The sequence below is a fragment of the Candidatus Bathyarchaeota archaeon genome, assembly GCA_029882535.1.
Classification (GTDB): Archaea; Thermoproteota; Bathyarchaeia; order Bathyarchaeales; family SOJC01; genus JAOUKM01.
Genome location: JAOUKM010000001.1, coordinates 141,200 through 167,878 on the forward strand (window position 1 = coordinate 141,200; position 26,679 = coordinate 167,878).

Consider the following 26,679-nt stretch of genomic DNA (forward strand, 5'->3'; position numbering starts at 1 on the left):
CCTTTAAGCCTCCCCCTCTCTCACCATCTTTATAGCCTCTGCGGGACATTCGTTGGCGCATATGCCGCAGCCTTTACAGAAATCATAGTTGAACTCGATGTCTTCTGTGGTTTTATTCCATGTAATGGCTGAGTCGGGGCAAATCATGGGACAAAGTAAGCATCGTGTGCATTTTTCAGGATCACGAACTGGCCTGAAGGTTCTCCAATCCCCTGTGAGGTATTCTGTAGCAGGCTTCCAACAAACTCCCGCTATCGGGACTTCCTTCCAGCCTTTTTGTTTTTGGCTCATTCCATTTTTGCCTCCTTGTACGCTTCCTTTATCACGGCGATGTTTTTTTCCGCTAATTCTTGTCGAAAGCGTTCTCTGATGGCTTTTTCGATGCTTTCTAGGTTTACTAGGGATGCTGCGCGAGTTGCAGCGCCAAGCATGGCAGTGTTTGTGATGGGAATGTTTAGTATTTTGATGGCGATATCAGTTGCTGGGACAGTCCAGACTTTTTGAGACGAAATATCCAGTTTTTTTCTCAGTTCTGCAGGGCTTTCTTTGGTGTTGACGACTAATGCTCCGTCTTCGGTGAGTCCGTTGGTTACGTTAACCGTTTTCAAGATTGTCGGGTCAAGTACGGCTACTAAGTTTGGATTGTAGATGGAGCAGTGGAGTCTGATTGGTCTGTTGCTGATTCTTGTGTAGGCTGCTAGAGGGGCGCCCATGCGTTCGGGGCCGAATTCGGGAAATGACTGAACGTGTTTTCCCTCGAGAATAGCAGCTTTTGCCAGAAGTTCGCTTGCTGTCCATGCTCCCTGTCCGCCTCTGCCATGCCATCGTATTTCTTGAATTTGTGACATTTGATGTTCCTCGAATCTTTCATTCTACATTTGACTCGTTAAATATACACGTTTCCCCAAATTTTGCGAAATGTAACCTAAAGGGTTGTTGAAGAGGGTTTAGAGAACTGTTTTTAAATGGTTTTGCGAAACACTTTTCCTTTCTTATTGGTATTTGTTACTTCTCAAAATGGTGCTCACGATGAACGAAATCCTATGTGCACGAGTACTGGTCCATGATTAAGGGGTGCAAGGCAAAATGGGTAAAATAGTAATTGATGAAAACGCGTGCAAGGGCTGCGCGCTCTGCGTCAACGCTTGTCCATTTCATCTTATATGCATCTCCCAGCGAATTAACTCTAATGGGTACTTTCCTGCAGAGTTCATTGATTCGGAAGGAAAATGTACTGGTTGCACTTTGTGCGCCATAACATGCCCTGACGTCGCTATAGAAGTTTATCGAGAAAAAAAGAAGGCTAGAGGTGAGAAATAATGAAAAAGAAGTTTATGACTGGAAACGAAGCGATTGCCGAAGCGGCGATTCAAGCTGGCTGTAGACACTTTTTCGGTTATCCTATAACTCCGCAAAGTGAAATTCCCGAATACATGTCGAAACGTCTTCCTGAAATTGGAGGAGTTTACCTTCAAGCTGAAAGTGAGGTGGCTGCGATTAACATGCTTTTCGGCGCAGCTGGTGCCGGTGCGAGGGTGATGACGTCTTCTTCTAGCCCTGGAATCAGCCTGATGCAGGAGGGGATTTCATACATTGCTGGCGCTCAACTTCCATGCTTAATTGTAAACATTATGCGTGGGGGTCCTGGGCTGGGAGGTATACAGCCTTCACAATCCGACTACTTCCAAGCCACTAAAGGCGGAGGACACGGCGACTATCACCTGCTTGTGCTGGCGCCTCACACCGTGCAAGAGGCTGCTTCGCTTACTATGGAAGCATTTGACCTCGCTGATAAGTATAGGAATCCTGTGATGGTTTTGGGAGATGGCTACTTGGGACAGATGATGGAACCCGTTGAATTCAAAAAGACAGCTCCACCGACGCTTCCTGCAAAGGAATGGGCTCTAACAGGCACCAAGGGGCGTCCTAAGAACTTGGTTAAAAGTCTCTACCTTGATCCCGAAGCTTTAGAAAAACACAATTTGGAAATAAACCGCAAGATTCAAGAAATGATTAGGAACGAGGTGCGTGTCGAAACTTATCAAACCGACGACGCCGAAGTTGTCATTGCTGCTTATGGAACGGTTGCGAGAATTGCAAAAACTGCAATCAAAGTTCTACGCAAGAAAGGCATCAAAGTAGGAATGATAAGACCGATTACCGTTTTTCCGTTTCCTTACAAAGCCTTTGAAAAAATGGCTGATAAAGTGAGCAAGTTTTTGGTGGTTGAGATGAGTCTTGGGCAGATGGTTGAAGACGTTAAACTTGGAGTGTGTGGCAAAGCTCAAATTCGCTTTTATGGGCGAACTGGAGGCATGGTTCCAAGCTATGATGAAATAGTTACTGAAACAGAAAAACTCGTAAAGGAGGCAAGCTGAAAAGTGCAAGTAGAACTTGAGAAAGTTTTTGAACGACCAAGAACGCTACGTCCAGTGACGACACATTATTGCCCCGGCTGCGGACACGGAATTACAGCGCGTTTAATAGCAGAAGTAATAGACGAGCTGGAAATACGAGAAAAGACTGTCGGAGTTGCACCCGTAGGTTGTTCGGTTCTTCTCTACAACTATCTTGACATTGACATGTATGAAGCCGCGCATGGTCGTGCGCCTGCAGTTGCAACCGGCTGTAAAAGGGTGCATCCCGAACTTTTTGTGTTCACTTACCAAGGTGACGGCGATTTCGCCTCTATAGGGACTGCGGAAGCGGTTCATGCGACTGCTCGTGGAGAAAAAATTACGACAATTTTCATCAACAACGCGATTTATGGGATGACTGGGGGGCAGATGGCGCCTACAACGCTTATTGGCCAGAAAACCACGACCTCTCCCATGGGGCGGACTACCGAGCAAGCTGGCTTTCCAATTAGGATGGCTGAGCTACTTGCAACTCTTGATGGTGCGACGTATATTGCAAGGGTAGCCGTAAACAGTCCGAAACACATTATACAAGCCAAAAGAGCCATAAAGAAGGCGTTTGAAACGCAAATAAAAGGCTTAGGCTATTCTATGGTGGAAGTCCTTTCGCAGTGTCCGACAGTCTGGCGCATGACTCCAATTGAGGCAACGAAATGGGTTGAAGAGAAAATGGTGCCCTATTATCCATTAAGGGAATTCAAAGCTCCAAAGGAGAGTTGAATGATGGAAAAGACAATTGAGAAACTGGTTTATGCCAACGTCATAATGGCTGGCTTCGGTGGTCAAGGATTGATGTTTATTGGAAAACTTTTAGCATACAGCGCCATGAAAACTGGAAAGCACGTTACGTGGATACCGTCCTACGGTCCAGAAATGCGTGGAGGAACCGCCAACTGCACAGTCGTCATATCGGACAAGGAAATAGGGTCACCAGTCATAACCTCACCACAAGCATTGATAATTATGAATAACCCCTCCTTAGAAGCTTTCGAATCCCGCCTGCAACCTCAAGGGACACTGTTTTTCAACAGTTCGTTAATCACCCGCCAAGTTACAAGAAAGGATATTAAAGTCATAGCGATACCTGCAAACGACATTGCAGTGGAAGTTGGCGAGAAAAGAACAGCCAACATGGTTATGCTTGGAGCTTATGTAGCGCGGACAAAAATCGCCTCAAAAGAAAGCATTCTTGAAGGCTTAAAAGAATTCTTTGGAAAGAAAATTCAATTTCTCGACGTAAACACGAAGGCCTTTGAAAAAGGAATGGAATACGGCAAACGCTAAGAGAATACAATACAAAATTCCAAAGATTCTATCTGTCAGGCATGAAACGTGAGAAAACTATAAGAGACCCCAAACGAAATTTATGAAGCACCATTCAACATCTTGAGTACAGATGCCATCATATGTCATTATGGTCCTCAAGTAATTTGAGGAGGTAGAAAACGTGACAGAAGAAGAAAAAGCTGCAAAACCAGAAATAAAACCAAAAGCAGAGAAAAAAGAAGAGAAACCTAAAAAGGTGGTAAAGACGAGCGACAACGCGGTCCTCATCGGCCGAAAACCAGTGATGAACTACGTGGTTGCCTGCCTCACCTTCTTCAACTCAGGTGAGAAAAACATCTGCGTCAAAGCCAGAGGACGGGCAATCAGCACTGCAGTCGACACCGTCGAACTGTTGCGACGCGCCTTCATAAAAGACGTGGAACTGAAAGACATCGCCATCGGCACCGAAGAGGTACAAAGAGAAGAGGGAAGAAAAAGCAACGTCTCAACCATCGAGATAACTTTGGCTCGACCATAGACCTGAAAGGTTTCCCTCAATCCAACAACCCAAAAGTCGGGTCTCAGGTCCCCGAACGACAGAACAAGGGCCTGACCCACACCCTTTTTCTATCTTAAACCCTAACAGATAGCTATAAAAATCTGTTTTTCACTATTGAGTAGTCTTTACAACAAAGGTGAAACTTGATGTCAGATTATCCAAAAATAGTTGTTACTCCTCCAGGACCGAAAGCTCGAGAGCTTGCAAAACGAGACGAAAGGGTGATTTCGCAGTCGTTTGTGCGATGGTATCCTCTTGCGATACAAAGCGGGAAAGGCTGTATAATTCGTGACGTGGACGGCAACGAATACATAGACTTCAACTCTGGCCTTGTGTGTCTTAACGTGGGACATAGTCATCCTAGGGTGGTAGAGGCGATAAAGAGCCAGTTGGACCGTTTTCTACACTATTCCGTTACTGACTTTCTGTATCGTCAAGTTGTGGACGCGGCTGAGAAGCTGGTCAAAATTACTCCTGGCGCGTGGGAGAAGAAGGTTTTTTTCGGTAACAGCGGTGCTGAGGCGGTTGAGGCTGGGGCGAAGCTTGCAAGGTGGCATACGCGGAAACAATTGTACATAGCTTTTACCAGCGCTTTCCACGGCAGAACCTTCGGCGGGATGTCTTTTACAGCTAGCAAACCGGTTCAGAGACGTCACTTCTTTCCTTTGGTTCCCGGCGTTACACATGTGCCTTACGGTTACTGCTACCGCTGTCCCTTCAAGCTTACCTATCCAGACTGTCGCTATTGGTGCGTAGACTTCATAGACGAACAAGTGCTGCAAAAATATATTCCTCCCGAGGAGGTTGCTGCCTTCGTCTTTGAGCCGATTCAAGGTGAGGGTGGCTATGTTGTGCCTCCCCCTGAATACTTTCAGAGGCTCAAAAAGTTGGCAGATAAGTATGGTATATTGATGATGGATGATGAGGTGCAGGCGGGGATGGGGAGAACGGGCAAATGGTTTGCTATTGAGCATTGGGGTGTTGAGCCAGATATAATATGTATCGCTAAATCAATAGCGGCTGGAATGCCTCTAGGCGCCATGGTTGCAAAAGCCTCGATAATGGACTGGGAAGGGGGTTCTCACGCAAGCACTTTCGGCGGCAACCCAGTGTCTTGTGCTGCTGCGTCAGCAGTTATCGACGTGATTCAAGATGAGGGATTGAGAGAGAATGCGGCAAAACAGGGCGTTTACATTATGAAGCGGCTCTTGGAGCTTAAGGAAGAAAGCGAGATTGTCGGCGACGTGCGTGGAAAGGGCTTAATGATTGGCGTAGAACTGGTTGAAGACAAGGCGAGCAAAAAACCTGCACCAAAAAAGGCAGAAGAGGTTATGACGCGAAGCTGGAAACGCGGCGTTGCAGTGATAACTTGTGGCAAGTCAACAGTACGGATAGTTCCCCCACTAATTATAACGCGGGAACTTGTAGACGCCGGGTTGGATATCGTAGAAGATGCAATCAAGCAAGTGGAAAAGCAAGGCTAAAACCTTTTTTCCTTTTTTACTGGAAACCTATTTAAACCGTAGTGTCTAATTTTTGCAGACTAAGAAGACAGAGTAGTGCATAGTTGCAGCATTGGCGAGACGTTTGGCAGTATGACGCCGCTCTGCCTTGGAGGAGTTTGAGGATGGAAGGTGAAAGTGATGGCGATCCGGAGCGTAAGAGAGCAGAGAGGGAGCTAGCGTGGGCGCAGACAACATTAAACAACTTAGTCTCGCCAAAACAACTGGGCAATCACTACTGTCCCTTGTTTTTAACCTAGGCGGCATTTTTGCAGGTTTAACTGTAGCTGCTTCTTTAGGTATTTTTTCACGTGAGCTTTGGATATTTGCTCTTTACCCAGGTATTCTTAGCATGAGAGGCGTTATAGGTGGTCTCTTTTCTGGTCGTTTAAGCACAGGCTTACACTTGGGTACCATTAAAACAAACATCCTTGGAGAAAACACGAAGAGCATCCATATATTGTGGGGGGCCATTGCGGTATTGACGTTTGCAAGCAGTATTTTGTTGGGCGTTGTAGCGTTACTTTTCGGCGCAATTTTTTGGGGAATAAACGTCTTTACTGGATTGGGTATCCTTGGAGTTCTCATTGCAACCATGGGCATATCGCTACTTGTGATCTCCCCTTTGACGATAGCTATTGCCTTTTCCTCGTTCAAGAAAGGCTTAGACCCCGACATCATAGTCTACCCAATCACGTCAACAACAGCTGACATTTTAGTCACTTTATGCTATGTTTTGGTGTTGAATATGCTTTTCTTGATGGGTGGGGCAGGTCAGTTTGTTGTGTTTTTGATTTGTGTCGTTTTTACGTGTATTGCCTTAATTATTTTCTACAAAAATATGTCCAATGTAGGTTTTGCAAGAACCATTAAAGAAGCTATGTACACTATGGTTATCGTGGCATTCATAGTGAACGTTACAGGGTCTGTGCTTTCTCGAATTAGCGAAGTTGTGAGTCGCAGACCGGAGATTTATGTTGTCTATCCAGCCCTTATTGATACGATGGGGGATTTTGGAGCTATTGTGGGGTCAACGGCTACAACAAAACTTGCTTTAGGCACCATTAGTTCCTCCTTCAAATCAATAAAAAACCACAGAAACCAGATAGTTGGAGCGTGGCTTGCTTCAGTGACAATGTATGTGATTTTTGCGCTCATTTCATCAATTTTTCAAGCTCCTATAAGCTTTTTTGCAATATTGCGATTTATTGGCTTGCTTATAGTTACAAACATTCCTGCCTCAGTTTTCATGACTTGGATAGCTTTCAATGCGGCCATCATCACTTTTCAGAAAGGGCTTGATCCCGATAATTTTGTCATTCCTATAGAAAGCTCATTGGCTGATACAATAACAACTATTTCTCTGCTAACCATGTTGAGTTTGATTGGATAGAAACAACTGCGTGTAAACGACACTGCATAGACATCTATAGTATATTGTTCAAACTATTAAATAAGCCAAAAATAAGAAAGGAGAATTAAACGAGTATGTCATGATAAGCTAAAGGACTAATATTCCTTTTCTTCCTCTTTCTTCTTCTTGCCTTTGCCCTTCTTCTTTTTCTCTGTCACTGTTGTCACCTCCCTTGTGGTGATTTGAAAGCGTTGCTACCTACCGTTTTTACCAGCCTTCTTCAGTCCATTCCTCTTCTTCTTCCTCTTCCTCTTCGAAACGCACACGAAGCCCTCCTAGAAAACCATAGCATAATATGGATTCACTTAAGACTTTGTAGAGGAAAGAAGAATGGAAAATAAGGGTTTTCTAACAGAATTAGGAACTTAGAATACCTTAAAAACCATATGAAACGGGTTTTACGGCTTTATGTCGATAATAACTGTATTTCTACCTTTTTCAACGGGAAAAAGGCAAAATCTCCATTTCGGAAAGAATTACTTATGAAACAACTAACTCGAGATACACATTGGCATTTGCCCGATTGCTATCAATAAAGGATTGCATCTTTTTGATTGCTCTGTAAGACTTCATTAGGCTCTTCGAAAAATCGACTTCCATCCACTTTTCATAGAAAGAAGCTACGTTTTTAATAATTGTAAACCTTCTCTTGAGTTTAGAAAGTGCATCTTTAGCGAATTGTGGGTCGCATCCTTCCTTGGAAAATTTCACCTGAAATCGCTTACACGACTCTGCAATATTGAGGAGTTCTGCCTCAACACGTTGCTTCGTTTCTTCCAGAAGTCTTACAATGCAACTTTGGTTTAGAATCACTACTCGTGTAATGACTTTAAAATCCTCTCCATTTTCTCTGAGGAATGTAACGAATTTTTGCCAGTCAACTAATTCATTCTTCTTGTCGAAGAGTGAATGCCTCTGAAGAAATGCATATACTGAACGACGTAAGCGGATATATGGCGCTTTTTTCAGGAAATGGCTTGCTTTCTCTCTTTTAGTTTCTTTATCAATATTATGTATGACAATAACTAGGCTTCCAAGTTCACGAAATTTTTTTTCCTTTAAAGTGCGCACTGAGAGGGGTCTTCTGATTTCTCTTGCCTTTTTTAGAAGGACTGGCTGCTTTCCTTGAAGTAGTTGCGTAACTTTTGAAAGGTTCTTCTCGTTTATCTCCCAGAAGCATTTATGTATTTTTCTGCATCCAAGAGCATGCAAGCGACGAGGTGTCAGACTTCTGTCTTTGATGTTTTTTGAAGCCAAGTACACTACGTATATGACCATAATTGCATCAAGCACCGACCAAGAATTTAAGATTAGTGTTATTAGTACACGTGGACAATTTTTTAATTCCTTTTGGAGTTTTCTTAGCCGAGCAATAGTCACAGTTTCGCTGTTTGTCATGTTAGGTTTAATAGGTTAATTTTGAAAACAGCAAGAATTATCTATGCTTGTCCGGTATGTTATTGTGGTGGCTTCCACCCCACATTGGAGTGTCCTTCGCCACATGGTGAAGTTGGAGAAGATTGAATACAAACCCATACCAGTCAGAGACTTGCTCGTTGAAATCAAAGACTTATCCGAGTTAATGATTGACTTGGCTTACTCCGCAGCGCTTTTCGACAGCAAAGAGTTGGCAGAAGAAGTTTTGGAACTCGAAGAACGCGTAGACACGCTTGCGTATCTTTTAAACATGAATATTATGATTGCAGTCAGAGACGCCCAAGACGCTGAGCTTCTCATAGCCGCTTCCGCAGTAGCATCCGCTGCAGACAAAATCTCTGACGCAGCGGCAGACATCGCAACCATAGTAATAAAAAACATAGGTATACACCCTATAGTTCGTCAAGCCTTTGAAAAAGTTGAAGAACACCTTATTCGCGTAAAAATGAGCCCCACCTCAATCTTAGTAGGCACTTTACTTGATGAATTGGAGTTAGCTGCAAGAATCGGCGTGGACATAATAGCAATTAGAAGAAACAAAGAATGGATTATAAACCCGAAAGAAACGGAAAAACTTGAGAAAGACGACATTTTGATTGCCCGCGGGGCGCCTCACGGTATCGATGAGCTAAAGAAGCTTGCCGAAGGGGCTATTAGAAAGTTGGAGGACTAGCATTGGCTAAAAGGAAAGAACAGTTTAAGGTGATAGTTGACAAGCTTGCAGAGTTGAAGGACACCTCTGAATTAATGATTGACTTGGCTTACTCCTCCCTCTTATTGAACAACCGCCACTTAGCTGAAGAAGTGCAAGCCCTAGAAGAACGCATGGACGACCTTCACACAAAATTCGAACAACTTGTACTGTCAAGCGGCTTCAAACCTGAAGAATCCAAAGACTTCCTAGGACTAATCAGATTGGGGGTCGCTACAGAACAAATTGCCGATGCTGGAGCCGAGATAGCGGAGGTAGTTTTGAGAGGATTAAAGCCACATCGCATTCTGAAGCTTGTAATCGAAGAGGCAGAAGAAACAGTCGTTAGAGTCCAAGTATCCCCCAACTCCCCACTAGTAGGAAAAACTCTCCGCCAAGCCCAAATACACGAAGAAACCGGACTGTGGATCCTAGCCATACGAAGAGGCAGCGTCTGGCTACGCCCAAAACCCAGCACAACAATAGAACAAAACGATATCTTAATCACCTCGGGATACGCAGAAGGAGAAGAGGATTTGGAGAAACTGGCGTCTCCAAAAGAATGAGCAGCACCTTCAAAACTCTGTCATCGCGCATCGAATTACACATTTTTGTGTCTAAACCCCATTCTCCCCAAAAACCACACAGTTACTCCACACCACAACCTATTTGGAGCCTAATAGAACGGTCTAGTCTCTGCGCAGAGAACACACACAGCACTAGCCAACACCAAGCTTGTCCCGATACGCCTCAATATCCAAAAACCCATGCCCACTAATATTCATACAAATAACTTTCTCTTCACCCGCCTTCTCAGCCTTCAAAGCCTCATCAATACTAGCCCTCACCGCATACGCCGACTCCGGCGCAATCAACCATCCCTCACTCTGCAAAAACACCCTCGCCGCTTCAAAACACACCCTCTCATCTGCAGCATACGCAACTGCCTTAACAATGTTATGATTCCGCAACGCGCTCACCAACGGCGCAGCTCCATGATACCGCAATCCATCAGCTCTAATCGGCACCATTTCCACGCGATGACCCAACGTAAACATCTTAAGTAACGGAGTATGCTCAGCGACATCTCCAAAGTCATATCTGTACTCTCCCTTTACAAGGTTGGGTGCTGCCTCAGATTGCGCTGCCAAAAACTCACACTCACGCTTGCCTTGCAACACTTCACCTGCAAAAGGCAACGCGATTCCTCCAAAATTCGAACCTCCACCTAAACAGCCCACAATCAAGTCAGGTTCATTATCCACCAGCTTGAATTGCTCAATAGTTTCTAAGCCGATTATCGACTGATGAATAAGAACATGATTAAGCACGGATCCTAGACAATAAACAGAGCCCTCGTGCGAACTCGCATGTTCCAATCCTTCAGAAACCGCAATTCCCAATGAACCTTGATGATTCGAATTCTTTGCCAACAACTCTCTGCCAATTTTTGTCTCTTTACTTGGAGAAGCATGAACCGTTGCACCTAAAAGCTTCATAAACGTCTTCCGATCAGTCTTCCAACTATAAACAGCTCTAACCCAAAAAACTACACAATCTAATCCCATCAAACTTGCTGCATAAGACAACGCACTACCCCACTGTCCAGCACCAGTCTCTGTCACTAGCGCTGTCTTCCCCTCTTTCGCCGCAAAATGTGCCTGAGCCAAGGCAGTGTTTACCTTATGGGACCCAGTTGGCGACAAGTCTTCGCGTTTATAATACAGCCTCACTTTCTTCAGTCCAAGATGTTTCTCAAGCCTTATTGCTCTATACAAAGGCCTAGGTCTTCCGGCTTGAATGTATAGTTCCCTGATTTCCTCAGGAATAGGAATCCAACGGTCAGTAGAAGCCTCTTGTCCTAAACATTCATGAACCATAGTCTTTCCTAAGAACTCCATTCGTGACGGTCCACTTTCGGGTTCTTTAGGAGGAGGTAATGGCGCCGGCAAATCAGGCGCAATATTATACCATTTTTTGGGCAAAGCGTCAACAGGAAGAGAAATCTGAGTTGTTTTCATGCTAACTTACCAACTTTGAGAGAGGTTATATTGTGCATAGCTTCTTGAAATAAATGTTTCCACAATTACTGCTCAGCTTCTATCTCTGTAGAAGCATTACTAGTGATTTCAAGCCGACTTCCAAACCCTTTTTGCACATAAACATTCTTCAACCTAACTTTAACGCCTTCAGCTAATTTTTCCACTTTCTCGGCATGCTTTCTCCAAGCAGACACCCAAACCTTCCCACTATCATCCCTTAATTCAAAAGATGCCACAGACACGTTTTCACCCTTTCTAGTAGTAACTTCTGTAAGCATAGGTTTCGTTGCTACTGTTCCTTCAATAAATGCTATTCTCATTCCTGCCTTCAAATCTTTTATGTACGAAGAACTTTCAAGGGGAGTCAGAATTTCTACATTAGTGAAACCTTCTACGTGCAACTCTAACAGTTCATTCTGATGATTTTTCCTCACCTTTGCATTCATCAACAAAACTGCCATCCCTTCTTTCGCTTTAGCTACTTCTTCTGTCTTTTCGTTCCAAAACACAACTGGAATCCGCCCAGTTTCGTCCTCAAGCACTATCCGAATAACTTTGCCTTGTGCTCCATCACGCCGCTGGAATGTGGACGCTGAACATATAGTTTTAATCACTCCTTCCACATTGACCTTTCTATGCACTTTAGTTATATTCGCAATTTTTTCGCAGAAATCCTTGATCGAAGGAAAGTTTTTTTCTTTTACGCCAGAAAGAGCAATTTGAACATCGCCTCGCTGTCCAATATGTAGTTCCATCTCACCGTCTCTACCCTGTCGAACATATCCATGCAAGACTTTCACTATCTGTCTTAGCTGAATTTTTCTAGCAAGTTCTGTTTTGTCATTCCATAAAACAACCTTTATAGTTCCTGTCCTGTCTGCAATTAGCAGCCATGCTACTTGACCATTTCCATCTGGCCGTGGGAATACTCGCGGCGTTGTAACAAGCAGCACGCGACCGGAAACAGTTACATCATTTAGGCCAGAAACTAGCTGCCGTATGTAAATTTTTGGAAGCTGTTTTTTGATTTGAATTTCCACTCCACGCTCTGCAGCAACTAGCCGTGCAGCAGCTTCATCTGTCAAGAATCCTCCGCTAGCTGCTTTCTTCTTCTCTATAGCAATCACTACTTCTTCACGAGTCAAACCGTGACTGTGCGAAAGAACATACTGCACTATCTCTTCTACGTTCATTCTTCTTTCACGACAATATCTGAAGCGAACATAGATAGTCTGCAATAACCTTATTTTAACCCTTTTACTGTAGAAACTGATGAGCCCAAATGAGTGATTCTGCATTTTTGGCTACACTGGGATTCGCGCTTATTCTGATGGGATTCATAGTAGTTTTTGTCGCGATAATCCTTCTGCTTTTTTCATCGGCAAATGATGAAAAGAGAGTCAAAGGTGGGAGCGCAATAATAATTGGGCCTTTTCCCATAGTGTTTGGAACCGACAGGAAATCTGTAAAGATACTTTTGATTTTATCTATTATTTTAATGGTGTTTGTCCTTCTTGCCAATATTGCTTTTAATTATCTGTAGAGAAGAGATGGAAACATGGCAGTGTCTCAGTCAATTGGATTCAAACTGTTTCTGGTTGGGCTATTCCTAATTTTCATGGGGATCATTTTGATCATAGCTTCTTCTTTTGCTTCAGATAACAATGTTAGCACGGGCATAATAATACTGGTCGGCCCTATTCCCATAATAATTGGAACAGGGCCTCATGCTTTCTTCACCATCTTTCTTGCTGCAGTTTTGACGGTTTTATGCTTAATTTTATTCTTTTTCATAAGACACAAATAGAATAGATAAAATAATAAAATAATGTGAAAATTCATTTTGTTATTCAGTTTTCTCTTCTCGGCCACGAAGCATTAGGAGAAAAATTATCACTAAAGCTATAAACGCGGTAACCATCAAGATGTAAGTCAGCGTTTGAAAGAACTCGTTTATGCCCAATCTGAGTTTTCACCGTTTTCCATAGTAAATAGAATTGGTTATTTAAGCTATCGCCTTTCTCCATTCCTTCATTAAAACATCGTAGAGTTCATCTTCCTCTTCATATAGATCATAGCTTTCTAATGTTTCTGCAAGCTTCTGCGCTATCAAATGATAACACAAGTGTATTTGCCTATCCATTACTCGGAAGTAGAAGTCGTCGCAAGTGCAAAAATCGGCAGCAGGCATTATAAGATAGTCCCGCCCTTTCCCTACAACAATCCAGACGACACGTTTGCTGGGCTTGAAAACGTACTTCTTTACGAGTTTACCTTCAACCGCCTTCCAAGCCTTTGTGAAACGTTGACCATAAGCAACTGAAAGCTTGTCTAAATCAGCATCTTCAATTCTCTTTGCTGTTACCGCTTTTTTGCAGACCTGTCTAAGCGTTTCAAGCTCTGAAGTTTTTGCCAACTGCTTTTCGCCGCTAACTGCTATTTACAAAGATGACATAAAAGGATGGTTATAAAAAGGAAGATAAGCTGGGCGGCTTACTCTATTTTTATCGGTTTTCCTTTTGGTTTGTGTTTCTTAGCCTTCCGCAGCGTTACTTCCAAAACTCCGTTTTTATAGGATGTCTTCACGCCTTTGGGTTCAACCCCAGTTGGCAGCTTAATTTCTTTGTAGTATTTACGGTCTTGTGTATCAACAGAAACTGTTAACATATCGTCCAAAATGTTGAGTTTGATGTCTTTCTTGTCTACTCCTGGTAATTCAGCAACTACTTTTACCTCACCATCCGTGCTTATTACATCAACGAGGGGTTCACGTTCTTCTTTTATTTTTGGGCCACGTCTGGTAGGCTGGACGTTTCCAAACTCTCTTACCACTGGTTTTCCATCAGGACCAACTCTCACAGAGTAACCGTAGACGAAAGGCCCCAATTCACGAATCTTACTACCGTTCGGCAATTTGCGCTCTCGTACATAGTCTTTTGGTATACGAGAAGTGAATTCTTTCAGTTCTTTATTCATCATTTCTTCTATATCGCGAAGCATTTCATCTATATCTTGGAAAAACCATCCGCTGGAGAATGGTCGCCTCATTTTTCTTCTAAACCATCTTTCAAAATCGTCGTCCCAAGACAATGTTTTGTCTCACCTCCGTTTAAAACTGCAGAATGAATTTAATAAGAATTTTTCCTTTTATGTGTTTAGTTTAACGCTTTGAGTTGTTCTACTGTTCCTAAGAACGTTCCGTCGAGAAGGTACACCTCTGCACTATTGATGTTTACGGCTTCGGAGCGGAGAACCGGACCAATGTAGTGTCTTTGCTCTCTTTTTCTGTTGACTGGGCGTCCTCCAAGAAAATCGTTGAAGCAAGGCATTATGAATAGTTGCTTGACTTTTGGTTTTACGTTAAAGTGTTTTTCAATAGTCGTGAAAGAGTTTCTGGCTGTTTTGATATGTTTGCTTTTCAAAATTGCGGCTGCAAGCTTTTCGGTGATGCATTTGGCTTTTATCCAAACTGGTGTTGTTATTCGGAATCCAAAGGGATCGCGGAAGGCTACAGTTGGGTGGACATGGCCCATTACGAGGGTGGAGCATTTTAAGGTTTTTTTTGCTGGCCATGTGTGTCCATGGAAGAGACCTACGGTGTTTAGGGTTATGCCTGTTGAGGGGTGGAGTTGTACGGTTGGGGGAAGTAGTGGTTCAAGGTTTCCGTCGTGGTTTCCGCGGATTATTTGGATGTCTTCGATGTTGGTTTCTATGGTTTTGAAGAATTCTGGTATGTCTCGCCACTCGCCTGATTCTGCTTTTGCTATGGTGTGTTTTACGTCTCCTAGAATTATGAGAGCGTTTGGTTTTGTTACGTTTATTAGTTTGAGGAGCTTTTGACAGATTTTTGACATTTGTGATGGGACGTGGATGCCTTTTCGGGCGAGGTTTATTTCCCAGCCGAGGTGAAGGTCTGTGATGATGAGGGTTTTGTGTTGTTTTTGTTTGTGGAGGAAGGCGGGATAGTTTTTTACGGGTGTTAGCATGGGTTGTTATGCCTTTTTTAGGGTTTTTAGTATAGTTTGGTGGAGGCTGGTGTTTCCTGTGGCGATAAACGATACTTTTTCTGTGGGGCTTAGGGGATTTGTTAAGGGTGTGTTTTGAGGTGTAGTAATGGTGGCGCCTGCTTCTCGGATTATGAAGGTGGCTGCAGCTATGTCTGTGGTGCGGAGTTTGCCTCGGATATCTATGAAGGCATCTGTGGTACCGTCGGCTACGTAACAGAGTTCCAACGCGTTGGCTCCGAGGTGGCGAGTGTGTTTGGTTTGTGTTAGTAATTGGTTGAGTTTTGTTGACAGTTCTGCAACTTTGTAAGTGTTGAGGTCTATGCCTATGACTGCTTCGGCTAGACTGGTTGTTTGTGTTGGGGTGATTTTTTGGTAGTTGCGGTAGGCGCCGAGGTTTTTTTGGGCTAGGTAAGTGGCGTCGTGGAAGAGGTCTGCGACTGCCGCTGCTTGGATGGCGTCAAGGCGGGGTGTTTTGCTGATTGCAATGCTTGTGCAGGCGAAGGGTATACCTCTTAGTGTGTTGGTGGTTCCATCTATGGGATCTGTTGTGACATAGTAAGTGGGATTTGGGCCGTAGTGTTTTGTGCCTGTTTCTTCGCTGATGAGGGTGAAGTTTAGGTTGTGTTCGTTTAGTGTTTCTATTAGTGCTTTTTCTGCTTGGAGGTCTATGTATTTTTTGGGGTCGCCGCCTGCTCCCATGCCATAGGTTTTTTGGGCGATGGGGGTTTTGATGAGGGGGGTTACTACTGCTTTTATGTGTTGGGTGGTTTCGGTGAGGATTTCTAGCCAGTCCATGGTTATTGCTGGTGTGTTGTGGCTTTTAAGAGTGTGTCTTAGGCATGGTGGTTAGATTGTTCTATTAGGTTTTGAGTGTGAATGTCTCTTTGATCTTGGTGTGGCGTCTGGACATTGTGTTATTTTCTTTTTTTTGGTTCATAGTTTTTTGCCACAATTGGGACATTTGAGCGCGTCTTTTGTGAGGTGTGTTCCTCGCTTTTCCTTTGTTAGTCTTCCGTAGTTGAGAAATAGCGTTCTGTCTGTGCAGGAAGCTGCTTGGCGGTCGTGGGTCACTATGATGATTGTGGTTCCTTGGTCAATATTTAATTTAGCTAATAGCTAACGATTTCGTATTTGGTTTTTGCGTCCAAGTTGCCTGTAGGTTCGTTTGACAGGATTATGGCTGGGTAGTTTGCTAATGCTCATGCGATGGCAACTCTTTGTTGTTCTCCCGCGCAATTCGTGCTAGGAGTGTGTCTGAGTGTTTGTTTGTAGGTAAGAGTTAATTTTGTGTAATGTGTTTTGTGTAGTTGTTTAGGCAGGGGTTCCCAAGCTAGGTCAAAGGGGTGAGGTTCAGGTCCTCATGGCGTAGGCCTTCGTGGGTTCAAATCCCACTCCCTGCACCACTTTGCGTAAGATTTGCAGGCGTGGAAAGGTAAGTTATATCCCTATCTTCTTAGAGTTTATCTGAAGCTTTACTCAGGCATGAGGTATATGCGAACTTCGAAGCTCTATACGTCCAGCGTTGTAATTCTTTCCCTATCCTCGTTAGTGGAAAACCTAGCGTACGCTTTACCCATGTCTTATTTTCCAAATTATGTTCAACTTTTAGGGGCATCAGTCGTCTACATCGGCCTGTTTACCGCCGCTTTCACCGCAGCCAATGCAACCCTCTCCCAAAAATTCGGGAGTTTATCGGACAGAATTGGCAGAAAAAGACTAATCCAAGCTGGTTTACTTGCCGACGTTGTTCTAGGAACTTTAACTGGCATTATCTGGAACTGGGCCCCGCTATTAATAGTAAGAGTATTGAACGGAGTGGCTACCGCGGCTGTGGCTGCCCCCGCTGAAGCTTCCTTGGTAGACCAAGTTCCCAAAGATAGAAAGGGGGAGGCCTTGGGATTCTATTTGACCCTAAGCATGATAGGATTTAACATGGGGCCGGTCTTCGGAGGAGCTATCCAATTTCTATGCAATGATATACTTGGAATTGGGCTTGAGTGGAGCTATAGAGTCCCTTTCTTCGTTGACTCCCTCCTCGCCTTCATAGCTTTCTTATTGGTGTGGTGGGGTGTCGAAGAAACGAAGGGAAAAGGTTCATCCAAGGGAGTGACCCAACAAGAAAGAAATGTTGTACTAAGCAAGAAATTGAAGTTCTCCCTCAAGATACTATACGTCTCTTCACTGGCAACAGGGTTCGCTGTCGGTTTCATCATCCCCATAAGTGTACTCTACTTTGGAGACATCTTTAATGCGACGTCACTCCAAATTGGCATCATACTATCCATATCGGGGTTCGTTGGTTTAACGTGCAACCTTTACGCTGGAAGAATTTCAGACAGGGTTGGTAGGAAACCCATCATAGCGCTGGGCAGCCTCCCTTCAAGATTAGCCACCATAGCTTTTCCCTTCGCCCCAGACCTTTTCTCTGCAGCTGGAATAACCATCTTTCGATCTTTTGGCCACAATGTGGCTATGCCAGCAACTCGAGCTTTGAGAGCTGATTTAATACCTGAAAGGGTGAGGGGAAAACTCTTTGGAAGACTGGCAGCTTTTTTCAGTCTCGGCGCAATCTTGGGGCCCGTTCTGTCCACATGGATTTATGACGCTTACAGGTTTCAAGCTTTCGAAATTCCATGGCTTGGCAACTTGGTTGTAAGGGGAGCTGGCATCCCATTCCTTGTCAGCAGCGCCATCGGACTGTTTTCGCTGTTTCTATTACTTGCATTAGTAGAAGAACCAAGACGAAGATAATTGAGAGACAGACCAGCTCAAAGCAAATCACTTAAATCGGCAATAAGGATTTGAACTCTCAATGATGATAAAAGGATGACGCTACTCTTATGATTCGAAAATATCAACCCACTGACAGAGAACAATGTCGTGGTTTATGGAGGGAGCTTGCCGAGTGGCATCGTGAGATCTATGGAGACTCGACTATTGGTGGAGAGTATCCGGAAGACTATTTTGATGAACATTTGGCGGAGGTTGGATCTGACCGACTTTGGGTTGCTATTCAAGACTCTAAAGCAGTTGGACTTGTAGGACTGATCGTCAAAGGCAAAGAAGCTGAAATTGAGCCACTAATAGTCAGCAAAGTCTACCGCCACAAGGGAATAGGGAAACAATTAATCAGAACGGTTGTTTCCGAAGCGTGCAACTTGGGCGTAAGGTTCCTCAATGTTAAACCTGTGGCACGAAATATCCAAGCAATAAAATTCTTTTATGAAAAAGGGTTCAAGAACCTTGGACACATTGAACTATGCTTAGACTTCTGTGAATATTCATGGAAGCAAGGGCCTCAAATCTTTGAGTGCAACTTCAACTTCTAAGACTTTAGTGCATGCTGATAAAAAAGGAGAAAAAACCTTTATGGAACTAGTTTCCATTGAATGCGCATAAGGAATTTGGGTTGTTATGAAAACACAACAATCGATTCGTGAAGGATTAAGACAACTACCTATTAGACCAGTCTACTTGGTCTCAATGGAACATAACGGAAAGAAAAACATTATTACCATAGGTATGTTTGCTTTCTTCTCAGGAAATCCTACTCTAGTCGGAGTTGGTGTTGCACCAAAAAGGCACTCCTACGACTTGATACGAAAAAGCCGAGAATACATTGTCAACGTAGTTGACGAAAAACTAATGGAAGCAGTACGAATTTGCGGAGAACATTCAGGTAGAGATGCAGATAAATTCAAGTTGGCAAGGCTTACCCCTGTAAAGGGGGTTAAGGTTAACGCTCCATACATTCAAGAATCTCCAGTTAACATCGAATGCAAAGTCGTTCAAGAAGTTGACATAGGTGACCATGTATGGTTCATTGGCGAAGTACAAGCTGCCAATGTCAACAAAGATTATGATTGGAAGCAAGGTATACTATTCAAGTGGATAGGAAAAGACGGGTTCTACTACAAAGTGGGAAAACAGCTGGGGAAGTACTGAATATGCGCGCGAATGGTACAAAATAGACTTTTGAGACAAACTGGCAATCAAAAGGTGATAGTGTTAGAAACCAAAGAAAGTGAATATTCATGACCGAAAAACGTGATCCCTGTAAGAATTTCAAAGGCTCTGCCGATCCAAGAAAACGAGGCTATGAAGAAGGATTAAGAAGTATCAATCTCAAGATGGGCAAGATTAAACACAAAATTGCCATAATAAGCGGTAAAGGCGGAGTGGGCAAAAGCACAGTGGCGGTGAACTTGGCGATGGCCTTCGCCACTCACGACCACGTCAACAGCGTAGGCATCTTAGACGCAGACATCACCGGACCTTGCGTACCAAAAATCCTGGGAACAAAAGGCCAAAAGCTTCAAGCCGGTCCTCCCGGCATCTTTCCAGCGACAGGTCCTTTAGGGATAAAGGTTGTTTCTATGGATTTTCTGCTTCCAAGCGACGAGGCGCCGGTTATTTGGCGGGGACCGCTTAAGATGATGGCAATTCAACAGTTTCTCTCCGACATTGTATGGGGAGAACTTGATTTTCTTTTCATAGACCTCCCTCCAGGCACAGGTGATGAGTCTCTTAGCGTCATGCAGCTTCTCCCTAACATGGACGGCGTGGTTATTGTAACGATTCCCTCGGGAGTCTCCCAGATTGTTGTTAAGAAGGCTGTAACTTTTGCTAGGAAGTTGAATATCCCCGTCATTGGTATTATAGAGAATATGAGTGGGTTCATTTGTCCCAAGTGCGGTGAAAAAGTCGCCATTTTCAAAGTTGGGGGTGGAGAAACGATAGCGAAAGATTTGGCGATTCCTTTTCTCGGGATTATTCCAATTGACCCGGTAATATGTGAGGATTCGGACAAGGGTATGCCCTTTATAATTGAACATCCAGATTCTCCAGCGTCGAAGGCGTTTATGGAAATTGTTGAAAAAGTTGAGGAGTTTTTAAAGCAGAAGGCAATTTAAAAAAAACACACAGCAGACTCTGGAGAGGAGGTGAATAAATGAAGATAGCTGTGTCCGTTGCTGGAAACACTTTAGACGCTCAAGTAGATAGAAGATTTGGAAGATGCCCATACTTTGATCGTAGACTCCGAAACTATGATGGCTGAGGCAATTCCAAACATGGCTGCTGCCGCAAGAAGGTAAATGTTAGAGAAATCTTTTTTTGGCTTCACAGCAAAGAAAACATAAATCCTCAGTAAATCAGCATTTGACCAGTTATCATTTTTAATAGTCGTAGTTTAATACATATCTCCAGGGCCAAAAAATGTTTGTTACAAATAAAGAAATAATGTCAGCCGCCGTAGCCAAAAACTACGCTGTTGGCGCTTTTAACATAAACAACCTAGAGACCCTATTAGCTATCACTGAAGCAACCGTTGAAGAAGAATCTCCAGTAATCGTCGCAGCTACTCCTAGTGCCATTAAATATGCTGGACTGGACAATTTGGCTGCGATAGTGAAAGTCGCGGCGAAAGCCGTTCTACAACCCATGTCTCTCCATCTCGACCATGGAAAAGACATAGAAACGGTAGCAAGATGTATCAATGCGGGTTTTACTTCTGTGATGATCGATGCATCTCACCTCAGTTTTGAAGAGAACATAGCTGTAACAAAACAGGTTGTAGATTTGGCTCACCCGAAAGGCGTGTCCGTCGAAGCAGAGCTGGGAAAACTAGCCGGCGTTGAAGAGTCAACAGTTGAAGAAAAAGACGCGGTGTTGACAGATCCAGATGCAGCCAAAGAATTCGTGAAACGCACTGGGGTGGATGCTCTGGCGATTGCAATCGGCACCTCTCACGGAGCCTATAAATTCAAAGAGGAACCAAAACTGGATTTTGAAAGGTTGAAAGCTATCAGAGAAAAAGCGAATGTCTTGCTGGTTTTGCACGGTGCTTCCAGTGTTCCATCTTGGATAGTTGAGAAAGCCACAAAGTATGGAGCAGAATTAGCTGGAGCTAAAGGAATCCCAGAGGACCACATTAAAAAAGCCGTGTCCTTGGGAATATCAAAAATAAACATCGACACCGACTTACGGCTGGCTTTCACAGGTGCAGTCCGCGAAGTCTTAGCCACTTCGCCAAATCAGTATGACCCGAGAAAGATTTTGGGTCCAGCAAAAGAGGCCATGAAAGAGGTTGTTAAAGGAAAAACGCGGTTATTTGGAAGCTCAGGCAAATCACCCTAGAAAGAGGGCGAGGAAAAAGAATGAAAGTTGGAATCTTAAGTGGAGGGGGGGATGCTCCGGGAATCAACGCTGTAATCAGGGCTGTTGTTAGGAAGGCAATTCAGGATTATAGTTATGAAACTGTTGGAATTAAAGATGGGTGGCGTGGGCTAATTGACGACGAATTTATCCCATTAGACTTGAAGAAAACATCAGGGATGCTTCCTCGAGGAGGTTCCATTCTGGGAACTTCGAGAACTAATCCCTTTAAGCGCAAAGACGGACCACAACGTATTTTGAAAAACGTTGAGAAATACGGGATTGAAGCAGTGGTTGTTATTGGTGGAGACGATACTTTAGGTGTGGCTTACAAGCTTTATGAAATGGGGCTTCCCTGCGTCGGGGTTCCCAAGACAATTGACAACGACCTAGCTGGCACTGACTACACCTTTGGCTTCCAAACAGCAGTTTCAATCGCTTGCGAAGCTCTTGACAGGCTTCACACAACAGCCGAATCGCATCACAGAGTAATAATTCTTGAAGTAATGGGGAGATATACCGGTTGGATTGCGTTATGGGCAGGACTTGCCGGAGGGGCAGATACCATTTTGATTCCAGAGAAACCATTCGATGTTGACGAGGTTTGTGAATACATTAGACGAAGGCAAAAGCGCGGTAGAAACTTCAGCCTAGTTGTTGCCGCTGAAGGTGCTAAGCCTAAAGGAGGCAAAGAAATTGTTTACAGTAGCGGAGTTGACGAGTTTGGAAACGTCAGACTCGGCGGCATAGGCTATTATCTTGGAAAAGAAATTGAAAAGAGAATGGATATTGAGACGAGAGTTGTGGACCTTGGTCACCTTCAACGCGGTGGCTCACCCATAGCTTTTGACAGAATTTTAGCTACCCGATATGGAATCGCAGCCATAAACCTTGTTCACAAAGGCAAGTTTGGGCAGATGGTTGCTCTTCGAGGAAATGAGATTGTTTTTATTTCGTTGAAAGATGTCGTTGGCAAGCGAAAGACTGTTGACTTGAAGATATATGAAATAGCAAAAGTGTTCTTCGGCTAGAGAGACTTGCCTTACTGCGCTGACGCTAAATCTCTCCGGACAGCTGCGAATTATGGGCTTGCTTTTCATTGTAAGTCTAAACCTGCACAAAGGATCAAGCAAAGCCGACACAAACCAAAAATTCCACATGCCATTAGTGCGTAGTCTAAGATTTAAAAGCGGCAAAGGCACTTCTTGAACGTGGTGTGAGTGAGATCAGAACCAAGATCAGCAACATAGGATACGTCAACAGAATCAGAGACAACATTCTCAGCCTGAAACCAAAAAAACTGTTGCCTCTGTATGAAGATCTAAAATCTGCTAACTGCGTGGTCTGCAGCGGGTCAGGTAGATCACTGTATTCCTTGAACGCTGCGATGAGCCAAATCGCAATGAGCCAGATAGGCTGGAGAAACAAAGTTGTGTTGACTCCTGACGATCCAGGTTTTCCTGGGAAAAACATGTACGATGCCGCAGCTGAACTCGAAAGACGTTACAAAAAAACTCTGCTCTTGATTAACTCTGGGAGCGGAATTTCTGAAGATCCCTTGGCGATGGTACAAGATTTGGTAAGGTATGTTGAAGACAAAAAATCCTCTAAGTTCTCCATAGGACTTGTAACCTCTAACTTGAACTCTCCGTTAGCACAGCTAGTTCGCAAAAACGGGCACGTGATTGAGCTGAAAGGCCGAGGAAAATCAAAGCCTTCCTTTGAGTACAGCGAGGTAGGCATCATGGGCGACATGTTCGAGCTTGGAAGTCTCCTTCTTCTGTACATGATGACTGAAGCAATCTTTCGAAATCTACAGGTAGGCGGAGTGTTTCAGCTTTGTGAGCAAGAATTTGCTAAACTAGGGTCTATAATCGACTTAAATGTAGAGTCGGAAACTTACACTCACCTAGTTGATTTGCTGGAAAGACGGACAAACGTATTTCTAGGAGGGAAAGGCACAGCTAACGAAATTGTTAAAATGGCTGGTGTAAGACTTTTTCACATCAAGGGTTTCTTGGGGGACAATATCTACATAGCTAGAGGTGTGAATACTCCACATCCTAGAGCTGGAGATCTTGAGATCTTAGTATCGTTTTCTGGAGAAACCAAGCCTGTTGTCAACTGGTGTGACGTCTTCAAAAAACTGAACGGAACTGTCCTGTCAATCACGGAAACAGAAAAATCAACTCTAGCCAAAAAGTCGGACTTCAAAATAATCTTAAAAGAAACAGTCAAGCCAGGCCAACCTAGAAGGTTTTACATGAGAGCAGCATACGTTTTAAGCCCGTTACCAGTCAAAATTGCTGAAAGATTGAGTGAAAGAGGGCTGAAGCTGCCAGAATACATAATCAGTTGGTATCACTCCGTTACACAATAGAAACTATTGTGCGTGGCGACATAAATTGCAACCGTTAGTCGTATGACATGACAGTTTTTTATCTCGCTCTTGCCTTAACTCTTGGTTCAATCAACGTCCAAAGCCATTCCACAAATTCTCTCAAGTTCTTAGTTTGTATATATACGTCGCCTGGGCCCTTAATTTCTGTAACTAGTCCTTCTCCACCTAGCAGAGTTTCTTTTAATCCTCCGAATTTTCTGACTTTGTAGTTGCAAATGTCACTGAAGGCAACAAGGTGAAAGTTATCAACAATCAAGGTTTGATCTGGCTTCAACGTGTGTTTGTCTATGGCGCCGAAAGTGTTTATGAACAGGATTCCGTTGCCTGTAATTTTTATCATGAATAATCCTTGTCCAAAAAGCCCTTTCGTGAAGCCTTGCCATTTGACGTCTAATTCTACGCTTTGTGTAGATGCAATGTAGGCGGCTTTTTGTATTATGTAGCCTTGGTTTGGTTTAACTTCTAAAGTCTCAATGTCGCCCACTGGAGCAGAAACGAAGGCGACTTCCCCTTCGCTTTGTGTTGCTTTGTAATCATTGACCCAGAAAGATTGGCGTCCGAGCAACTTTAAGCCAATGCTTCCAAGAAGGCTTTTTTCACGCTTTCTTGTGTGGACATCTATGTTTGGGTCCATATAGGTCATGGCTCCAGATTCTGCAGTTATAATTTCGCTAGGCTTCAGCTTGACAACGAGCATCGAATAAGACGGCTTGTATTTAATTTCATATTCCACTTCTTTTCCCTCTTCGAACGTGCATAACTCCAATTTCTATTAATTAACTTATTAATAAAATACATTATGACACTGTAGTAACGTTCTTTGCCAACACTCCGGAAACTCGCGTTTTACTATTTTGGTAGGTTTTGTTTTGCAGTTTTGTAGGTTTTAGTCACGTCTTCAAGTTTGCCCTTTTCGAAAGCGTATACTTCTATTAGGTTCTTCTTCCAGTCCCTCTCGTACATTTCGGGATCATTTATCTTCTTTTCCGAAGGGTCAACGTGAATCCACTTGTTTAGTGTTGCATCCCAAACCTCTGTCCACGCGTGGTCAGACATGTCAAGGATTATTCTAGCGCGGTAACCGTTCGCTAAGCAGAGAGCTGTGAACAAGACAGAGAACTCCCTACATTTGCCTTGGCCATACTTAATTATTTCAAATGGGTCATTATGCCGAATAATATCGCCTTTGTTGAACTTGACTCTAGTGTGAATCCATTCGAGCATTTCTGGCAAAGTTTGCCTTTTCTTAAAGAATTCACCGAGTCGATGCAGCAAAGAAGGATCTATGAGTATTTCGCTTATTCTTCGATACATTTCAATGGCTTCCTGAAACGGTAATGAGGCTGTCAACATCTTTCACCTCGTCTAGACGCTTATGAACAGGCTTCATTAACAGGATTCGGAAAGAGGTGAAAATGTCTTATGAACAAGGAATAGATATTGAAAATCAACACTACGTCTATACATATAGACGTCTCTCTATTTCTTTTTATAAATTGCGCGTTTCATAAGGAGAGTAGTGAAGAAAGGGGCGAAACTTGATGTTAAAGGTGGAGAAAGTTGATGAGAACAACAAGCAACGCGTAATCGGTTTCTTAAAATCAAACATTGTTAGACATGTTTTCGCTTTCCATGATACTCAACATGAGCCTGAACACACAACTGTGTATGCAGCTTTTAAAGATGAAGATTTGAGAGGATACATTCTTATCTACACGGTTTTGGAGTTTTAAGTGTGGTTTGAGTGTGAAAGCGAGATGGATGAGAAGTCAAACAAGGCACCTGAAAACCGCTTTATTATGCACGCTCCGCCAATTCTCCTACCAGTTATAAAGAGAAGATTCCCAGATGCGAAGCATTACGTTGAAAATTGGATGTTAGTAAAAAAGGGTCAAGCTAACTCTTTTCAGTCAGAATTTGGGCGTAGATTACGCTCTGAAGACGACACCTCCAAGTTTTCCATGCTTCTATCAACCCAGAAAGCCGTCCTAGAGGAATAACAAAGAAATACATAGAATGGATAGACAAAATGCCAGTTTACGGCGTTTTCGTAAATGATGAGCTGGCTTCTTACGCTGGTTCATTTCTTCATCTGCCATAAATTTGGATGATAGGTGGGGTGCATACGCATCCGAATTATAGAGGCAAGGGTTTATGCAACTTTAGCCACATCAGTTGTGACGGAGGATGTGTTAAGAAATGCGGAAACAGCAGCTTTCCTCGTGAAATCAGACAACTACCCAGCGATTAAGGTTTACGAGAAAATTGACTACTGAAGGGTGGGTGAAAAACTTTGGGTGAATGTAGGACGGGATTAGGACCTTAAACTTACGCGTGTGCATTTAGTTTTTTTTTGAGAGTTCCTATGTAGTCTCTTATCATGCTTGAATGTTCAAATGCAAGTTTTTCTGGAATGTCTTTGAGGTCAACCAGCCTAATCTCTTCGATCTCCTTCTCTTGTCTCTTAATCTTTCCTCCAGTGGGTTTCACAAGAAAACAAGTGGGGTAATAGTCGTATTCCATTTCATCTTGAACTCCGCTCTCGTGGTATTCACCTATCTTTCTCACTATCTTAACATGAAGTCCCGTTTCTTCTTGTACTTCCCGCACGACCGTTTGTTCAACAGTTTCTCTAGCCTTCACTCTTCCACCAGGCAAAGCCCAATAGCCTTTGAAAACCACAGTTCCCCTTTTGACTAACAAGATTTTGTTGTTTGGAAATTCTATTATGGCTGTTACTGTTCTGCCGCTAAACTTCATGTCATAGCACCAAAAAGATTAAGATAG

Annotated in this window: 32 protein-coding genes, 1 tRNA gene and 1 pseudogene; 21 read left to right on the forward strand and 13 right to left on the reverse strand. The window is 43.5% G+C overall.

All coding sequences use genetic code 11. From position 1 onward, the window contains the following. Positions 1 to 3: 3 nt before the first annotated feature. Together OEX01_00800 and OEX01_00805 are read right to left on the reverse strand one after the other, a co-directional pair. Complete coding sequence (locus OEX01_00800) at positions 4 to 291, reverse strand: 4Fe-4S binding protein (protein MDH5447532.1); 288 nt, start codon at positions 289 to 291, stop codon at positions 4 to 6. After that, positions 288 to 839 carry a 2-oxoacid:acceptor oxidoreductase family protein gene (locus OEX01_00805; GenBank protein MDH5447533.1) on the reverse strand — a complete coding sequence of 184 codons (552 nt, stop codon included), beginning with the start codon at positions 837 to 839 and terminating at the stop codon, positions 288 to 290. Before OEX01_00805 ends, OEX01_00800 begins: the two co-directional genes overlap by 4 nt. 247 nt (positions 840 to 1,086) lie before the next feature. On the opposite strand from OEX01_00805, the gene OEX01_00810 reads away from it, so the two are divergent. The 7 genes from OEX01_00810 to OEX01_00840 all read left to right on the forward strand — a co-directional run bounded on the left by OEX01_00810 (position 1,087) and on the right by OEX01_00840 (position 7,137). Then, positions 1,087 to 1,320: a ferredoxin family protein gene (locus OEX01_00810; GenBank protein ID MDH5447534.1), complete on the forward strand. Its 234-nt coding sequence runs from the start codon at positions 1,087 to 1,089 to the stop codon at positions 1,318 to 1,320. Then, the gene (locus tag OEX01_00815; protein ID MDH5447535.1) at positions 1,320 to 2,378 is read left to right on the forward strand and encodes a 3-methyl-2-oxobutanoate dehydrogenase subunit VorB; all 1,059 of its coding nucleotides are present in this window, start codon (positions 1,320 to 1,322) and stop codon (positions 2,376 to 2,378) included. The genes OEX01_00810 and OEX01_00815 overlap by 1 nt, the downstream gene beginning before the upstream one ends. A 3-nt stretch (positions 2,379 to 2,381) precedes the next feature. Continuing rightward, complete coding sequence (locus OEX01_00820) at positions 2,382 to 3,137, forward strand: thiamine pyrophosphate-dependent enzyme (GenBank protein MDH5447536.1); 756 nt, start codon at positions 2,382 to 2,384, stop codon at positions 3,135 to 3,137. Beyond that, positions 3,138 to 3,701: a 2-oxoacid:acceptor oxidoreductase family protein gene (locus OEX01_00825; protein ID MDH5447537.1), complete on the forward strand. Its 564-nt coding sequence runs from the start codon at positions 3,138 to 3,140 to the stop codon at positions 3,699 to 3,701. It begins immediately after the preceding gene. A 238-nt stretch (positions 3,702 to 3,939) separates the two neighbouring features. Beyond that, entirely contained in the window at positions 3,940 to 4,221 is a 282-nt protein-coding gene (albA, locus tag OEX01_00830) for a DNA-binding protein Alba (protein ID MDH5447538.1), read from the forward strand. Between the two features lie 167 nt (positions 4,222 to 4,388). Beyond that, entirely contained in the window at positions 4,389 to 5,726 is a 1,338-nt protein-coding gene (locus OEX01_00835; protein ID MDH5447539.1) for an acetyl ornithine aminotransferase family protein, read from the forward strand. Between the two features lie 199 nt (positions 5,727 to 5,925). Beyond that, positions 5,926 to 7,137 (forward strand): magnesium transporter, encoded by a 1,212-nt coding sequence (locus OEX01_00840; protein MDH5447540.1) that lies wholly within the window; start codon positions 5,926 to 5,928, stop codon positions 7,135 to 7,137. 501 nt (positions 7,138 to 7,638) lie between these two features. Here OEX01_00840 and OEX01_00845 read toward each other — a convergent pair. Next, complete coding sequence (locus OEX01_00845) at positions 7,639 to 8,556, reverse strand: hypothetical protein (GenBank protein ID MDH5447541.1); 918 nt, start codon at positions 8,554 to 8,556, stop codon at positions 7,639 to 7,641. A gap of 43 nt (positions 8,557 to 8,599) precedes the next feature. Here OEX01_00845 and OEX01_00850 point away from each other — a divergent pair, with 43 nt between their 5' ends. Both OEX01_00850 and OEX01_00855 read left to right on the forward strand, forming a co-directional pair. Then, positions 8,600 to 9,268 carry a potassium channel protein gene (locus OEX01_00850; GenBank protein ID MDH5447542.1) on the forward strand — a complete coding sequence of 223 codons (669 nt, stop codon included), beginning with the start codon at positions 8,600 to 8,602 and terminating at the stop codon, positions 9,266 to 9,268. Positions 9,269 to 9,270: 2 nt separating this feature from the next. Continuing rightward, positions 9,271 to 9,852, forward strand: coding sequence for a potassium channel protein (locus tag OEX01_00855; GenBank protein ID MDH5447543.1), 582 nt, complete (start codon positions 9,271 to 9,273; stop codon positions 9,850 to 9,852). A gap of 153 nt (positions 9,853 to 10,005) precedes the next feature. On the opposite strand, the gene OEX01_00860 is transcribed toward OEX01_00855, so the two are convergent. Beyond that, a complete protein-coding gene (locus OEX01_00860) occupies positions 10,006 to 11,307 on the reverse strand; it encodes a TrpB-like pyridoxal phosphate-dependent enzyme (GenBank protein MDH5447544.1) in 1,302 nt (433 codons plus the stop codon). Positions 11,308 to 11,372: 65 nt separating this feature from the next. After that, a complete protein-coding gene (locus tag OEX01_00865) occupies positions 11,373 to 12,521 on the reverse strand; it encodes an OB-fold nucleic acid binding domain-containing protein (protein ID MDH5447545.1) in 1,149 nt (382 codons plus the stop codon). A gap of 89 nt (positions 12,522 to 12,610) precedes the next feature. Between OEX01_00865 and OEX01_00870 the strand changes: the two genes are divergently transcribed. Beyond that, positions 12,611 to 12,871 carry a DUF131 domain-containing protein gene (locus tag OEX01_00870; protein ID MDH5447546.1) on the forward strand — a complete coding sequence of 87 codons (261 nt, stop codon included), beginning with the start codon at positions 12,611 to 12,613 and terminating at the stop codon, positions 12,869 to 12,871. A gap of 21 nt (positions 12,872 to 12,892) precedes the next feature. Beyond that, positions 12,893 to 13,135 carry a DUF131 domain-containing protein gene (locus OEX01_00875; GenBank protein MDH5447547.1) on the forward strand — a complete coding sequence of 81 codons (243 nt, stop codon included), beginning with the start codon at positions 12,893 to 12,895 and terminating at the stop codon, positions 13,133 to 13,135. 198 nt (positions 13,136 to 13,333) lie between these two features. Here the strand turns inward: OEX01_00875 and OEX01_00880 are convergent, their stop codons facing one another. The 5 genes and pseudogenes from OEX01_00880 to OEX01_00900 form a co-directional block, all read right to left on the reverse strand. Next, positions 13,334 to 13,744 (reverse strand): hypothetical protein, encoded by a 411-nt coding sequence (locus tag OEX01_00880; protein MDH5447548.1) that lies wholly within the window; start codon positions 13,742 to 13,744, stop codon positions 13,334 to 13,336. A 77-nt stretch (positions 13,745 to 13,821) separates the two neighbouring features. Continuing rightward, the gene (locus tag OEX01_00885) at positions 13,822 to 14,418 is read right to left on the reverse strand and encodes an Hsp20/alpha crystallin family protein (protein ID MDH5447549.1); all 597 of its coding nucleotides are present in this window, start codon (positions 14,416 to 14,418) and stop codon (positions 13,822 to 13,824) included. 65 nt (positions 14,419 to 14,483) lie between these two features. After that, a complete protein-coding gene (locus OEX01_00890) occupies positions 14,484 to 15,314 on the reverse strand; it encodes a metallophosphoesterase (GenBank protein MDH5447550.1) in 831 nt (276 codons plus the stop codon). A 6-nt stretch (positions 15,315 to 15,320) separates the two neighbouring features. Then, positions 15,321 to 16,130 carry a hypothetical protein gene (locus OEX01_00895; protein MDH5447551.1) on the reverse strand — a complete coding sequence of 270 codons (810 nt, stop codon included), beginning with the start codon at positions 16,128 to 16,130 and terminating at the stop codon, positions 15,321 to 15,323. Positions 16,131 to 16,268: 138 nt separating this feature from the next. Further along, positions 16,269 to 16,564 (reverse strand): annotated as a pseudogene (locus tag OEX01_00900) (hypothetical protein). Between the two features lie 86 nt (positions 16,565 to 16,650). On the opposite strand from OEX01_00900, the gene OEX01_00905 reads away from it, so the two are divergent. The 8 genes from OEX01_00905 to OEX01_00940 all read left to right on the forward strand — a co-directional run bounded on the left by OEX01_00905 (position 16,651) and on the right by OEX01_00940 (position 23,871). Further along, positions 16,651 to 16,738 (forward strand) — tRNA-Leu (locus tag OEX01_00905). Positions 16,739 to 16,826: 88 nt separating this feature from the next. Continuing rightward, positions 16,827 to 18,086 carry an MFS transporter gene (locus OEX01_00910; GenBank protein ID MDH5447552.1) on the forward strand — a complete coding sequence of 420 codons (1,260 nt, stop codon included), beginning with the start codon at positions 16,827 to 16,829 and terminating at the stop codon, positions 18,084 to 18,086. Between the two features lie 89 nt (positions 18,087 to 18,175). Next, positions 18,176 to 18,664, forward strand: a complete 489-nt coding sequence (locus tag OEX01_00915; protein ID MDH5447553.1) for a GNAT family N-acetyltransferase — start codon at positions 18,176 to 18,178, stop codon at positions 18,662 to 18,664. A gap of 85 nt (positions 18,665 to 18,749) precedes the next feature. Then, entirely contained in the window at positions 18,750 to 19,280 is a 531-nt protein-coding gene (locus OEX01_00920) for a flavin reductase family protein (protein ID MDH5447554.1), read from the forward strand. Positions 19,281 to 19,369: 89 nt separating this feature from the next. Then, positions 19,370 to 20,248 carry an Mrp/NBP35 family ATP-binding protein gene (locus OEX01_00925; protein MDH5447555.1) on the forward strand — a complete coding sequence of 293 codons (879 nt, stop codon included), beginning with the start codon at positions 19,370 to 19,372 and terminating at the stop codon, positions 20,246 to 20,248. Between the two features lie 304 nt (positions 20,249 to 20,552). Next, positions 20,553 to 21,473 (forward strand): class II fructose-1,6-bisphosphate aldolase, encoded by a 921-nt coding sequence (fba, locus tag OEX01_00930; protein ID MDH5447556.1) that lies wholly within the window; start codon positions 20,553 to 20,555, stop codon positions 21,471 to 21,473. Positions 21,474 to 21,493: 20 nt separating this feature from the next. Next, positions 21,494 to 22,522, forward strand: a complete 1,029-nt coding sequence (locus OEX01_00935) for a 6-phosphofructokinase (GenBank protein MDH5447557.1) — start codon at positions 21,494 to 21,496, stop codon at positions 22,520 to 22,522. Between the two features lie 185 nt (positions 22,523 to 22,707). Then, the gene (locus OEX01_00940) at positions 22,708 to 23,871 is read left to right on the forward strand and encodes an SIS domain-containing protein (GenBank protein ID MDH5447558.1); all 1,164 of its coding nucleotides are present in this window, start codon (positions 22,708 to 22,710) and stop codon (positions 23,869 to 23,871) included. Between the two features lie 58 nt (positions 23,872 to 23,929). Here OEX01_00940 and OEX01_00945 read toward each other — a convergent pair whose 3' ends face one another. Then, positions 23,930 to 24,625, reverse strand: a complete 696-nt coding sequence (locus tag OEX01_00945) for a TIGR00266 family protein (GenBank protein MDH5447559.1) — start codon at positions 24,623 to 24,625, stop codon at positions 23,930 to 23,932. Between the two features lie 116 nt (positions 24,626 to 24,741). Next, on the reverse strand, positions 24,742 to 25,242 hold the full coding sequence (locus tag OEX01_00950) for a hypothetical protein (protein ID MDH5447560.1): 501 nt from the start codon (positions 25,240 to 25,242) through the stop codon (positions 24,742 to 24,744). Positions 25,243 to 25,433: 191 nt separating this feature from the next. Here OEX01_00950 and OEX01_00955 point away from each other — a divergent pair, with 191 nt between their 5' ends. Both OEX01_00955 and OEX01_00960 read left to right on the forward strand, forming a co-directional pair. Further along, on the forward strand, positions 25,434 to 25,625 hold the full coding sequence (locus OEX01_00955) for a hypothetical protein (GenBank protein MDH5447561.1): 192 nt from the start codon (positions 25,434 to 25,436) through the stop codon (positions 25,623 to 25,625). A gap of 381 nt (positions 25,626 to 26,006) precedes the next feature. Next, on the forward strand, positions 26,007 to 26,168 hold the full coding sequence (locus OEX01_00960) for a hypothetical protein (protein MDH5447562.1): 162 nt from the start codon (positions 26,007 to 26,009) through the stop codon (positions 26,166 to 26,168). Positions 26,169 to 26,220: 52 nt separating this feature from the next. Here the strand turns inward: OEX01_00960 and OEX01_00965 are convergent, their stop codons facing one another. After that, positions 26,221 to 26,652: an NUDIX hydrolase gene (locus OEX01_00965; protein ID MDH5447563.1), complete on the reverse strand. Its 432-nt coding sequence runs from the start codon at positions 26,650 to 26,652 to the stop codon at positions 26,221 to 26,223. Between the last annotated feature and the right edge of the window lie 27 nt (positions 26,653 to 26,679).

What these genes read in the sequence shown, in the direction of transcription:
- OEX01_00800 (MDH5447532.1), bottom strand. Translation starts at nt 291, where the DNA reads ATGAGCCAAAAACAAAAAGGCTGGAAGGAAGTCCCGATAGCGGGAGTT.
- OEX01_00810 (MDH5447534.1), top strand. Translation starts at nt 1,087, where the DNA reads ATGGGTAAAATAGTAATTGATGAAAACGCGTGCAAGGGCTGCGCGCTC.
- OEX01_00815 (MDH5447535.1), top strand. Translation starts at nt 1,320, where the DNA reads ATGAAAAAGAAGTTTATGACTGGAAACGAAGCGATTGCCGAAGCGGCG.
- OEX01_00825 (MDH5447537.1), top strand. Translation starts at nt 3,138, where the DNA reads ATGATGGAAAAGACAATTGAGAAACTGGTTTATGCCAACGTCATAATG.
- OEX01_00835 (MDH5447539.1), top strand. Translation starts at nt 4,389, where the DNA reads ATGTCAGATTATCCAAAAATAGTTGTTACTCCTCCAGGACCGAAAGCT.
- OEX01_00845 (MDH5447541.1), bottom strand. Translation starts at nt 8,556, where the DNA reads ATGACAAACAGCGAAACTGTGACTATTGCTCGGCTAAGAAAACTCCAA.
- OEX01_00850 (MDH5447542.1), top strand. Translation starts at nt 8,600, where the DNA reads ATGCTTGTCCGGTATGTTATTGTGGTGGCTTCCACCCCACATTGGAGT.
- OEX01_00860 (MDH5447544.1), bottom strand. Translation starts at nt 11,307, where the DNA reads ATGAAAACAACTCAGATTTCTCTTCCTGTTGACGCTTTGCCCAAAAAA.
- OEX01_00865 (MDH5447545.1), bottom strand. Translation starts at nt 12,521, where the DNA reads ATGAACGTAGAAGAGATAGTGCAGTATGTTCTTTCGCACAGTCACGGT.
- OEX01_00870 (MDH5447546.1), top strand. Translation starts at nt 12,611, where the DNA reads ATGAGTGATTCTGCATTTTTGGCTACACTGGGATTCGCGCTTATTCTG.
- OEX01_00890 (MDH5447550.1), bottom strand. Translation starts at nt 15,314, where the DNA reads ATGCTAACACCCGTAAAAAACTATCCCGCCTTCCTCCACAAACAAAAA.
- OEX01_00895 (MDH5447551.1), bottom strand. Translation starts at nt 16,130, where the DNA reads ATGGACTGGCTAGAAATCCTCACCGAAACCACCCAACACATAAAAGCA.
- OEX01_00910 (MDH5447552.1), top strand. Translation starts at nt 16,827, where the DNA reads ATGCGAACTTCGAAGCTCTATACGTCCAGCGTTGTAATTCTTTCCCTA.
- OEX01_00915 (MDH5447553.1), top strand. Translation starts at nt 18,176, where the DNA reads ATGATTCGAAAATATCAACCCACTGACAGAGAACAATGTCGTGGTTTA.
- OEX01_00920 (MDH5447554.1), top strand. Translation starts at nt 18,750, where the DNA reads ATGAAAACACAACAATCGATTCGTGAAGGATTAAGACAACTACCTATT.
- OEX01_00925 (MDH5447555.1), top strand. Translation starts at nt 19,370, where the DNA reads ATGACCGAAAAACGTGATCCCTGTAAGAATTTCAAAGGCTCTGCCGAT.
- fba (MDH5447556.1), top strand. Translation starts at nt 20,553, where the DNA reads ATGTTTGTTACAAATAAAGAAATAATGTCAGCCGCCGTAGCCAAAAAC.
- OEX01_00935 (MDH5447557.1), top strand. Translation starts at nt 21,494, where the DNA reads ATGAAAGTTGGAATCTTAAGTGGAGGGGGGGATGCTCCGGGAATCAAC.
- OEX01_00955 (MDH5447561.1), top strand. Translation starts at nt 25,434, where the DNA reads ATGTTAAAGGTGGAGAAAGTTGATGAGAACAACAAGCAACGCGTAATC.
- OEX01_00965 (MDH5447563.1), bottom strand. Translation starts at nt 26,652, where the DNA reads ATGAAGTTTAGCGGCAGAACAGTAACAGCCATAATAGAATTTCCAAAC.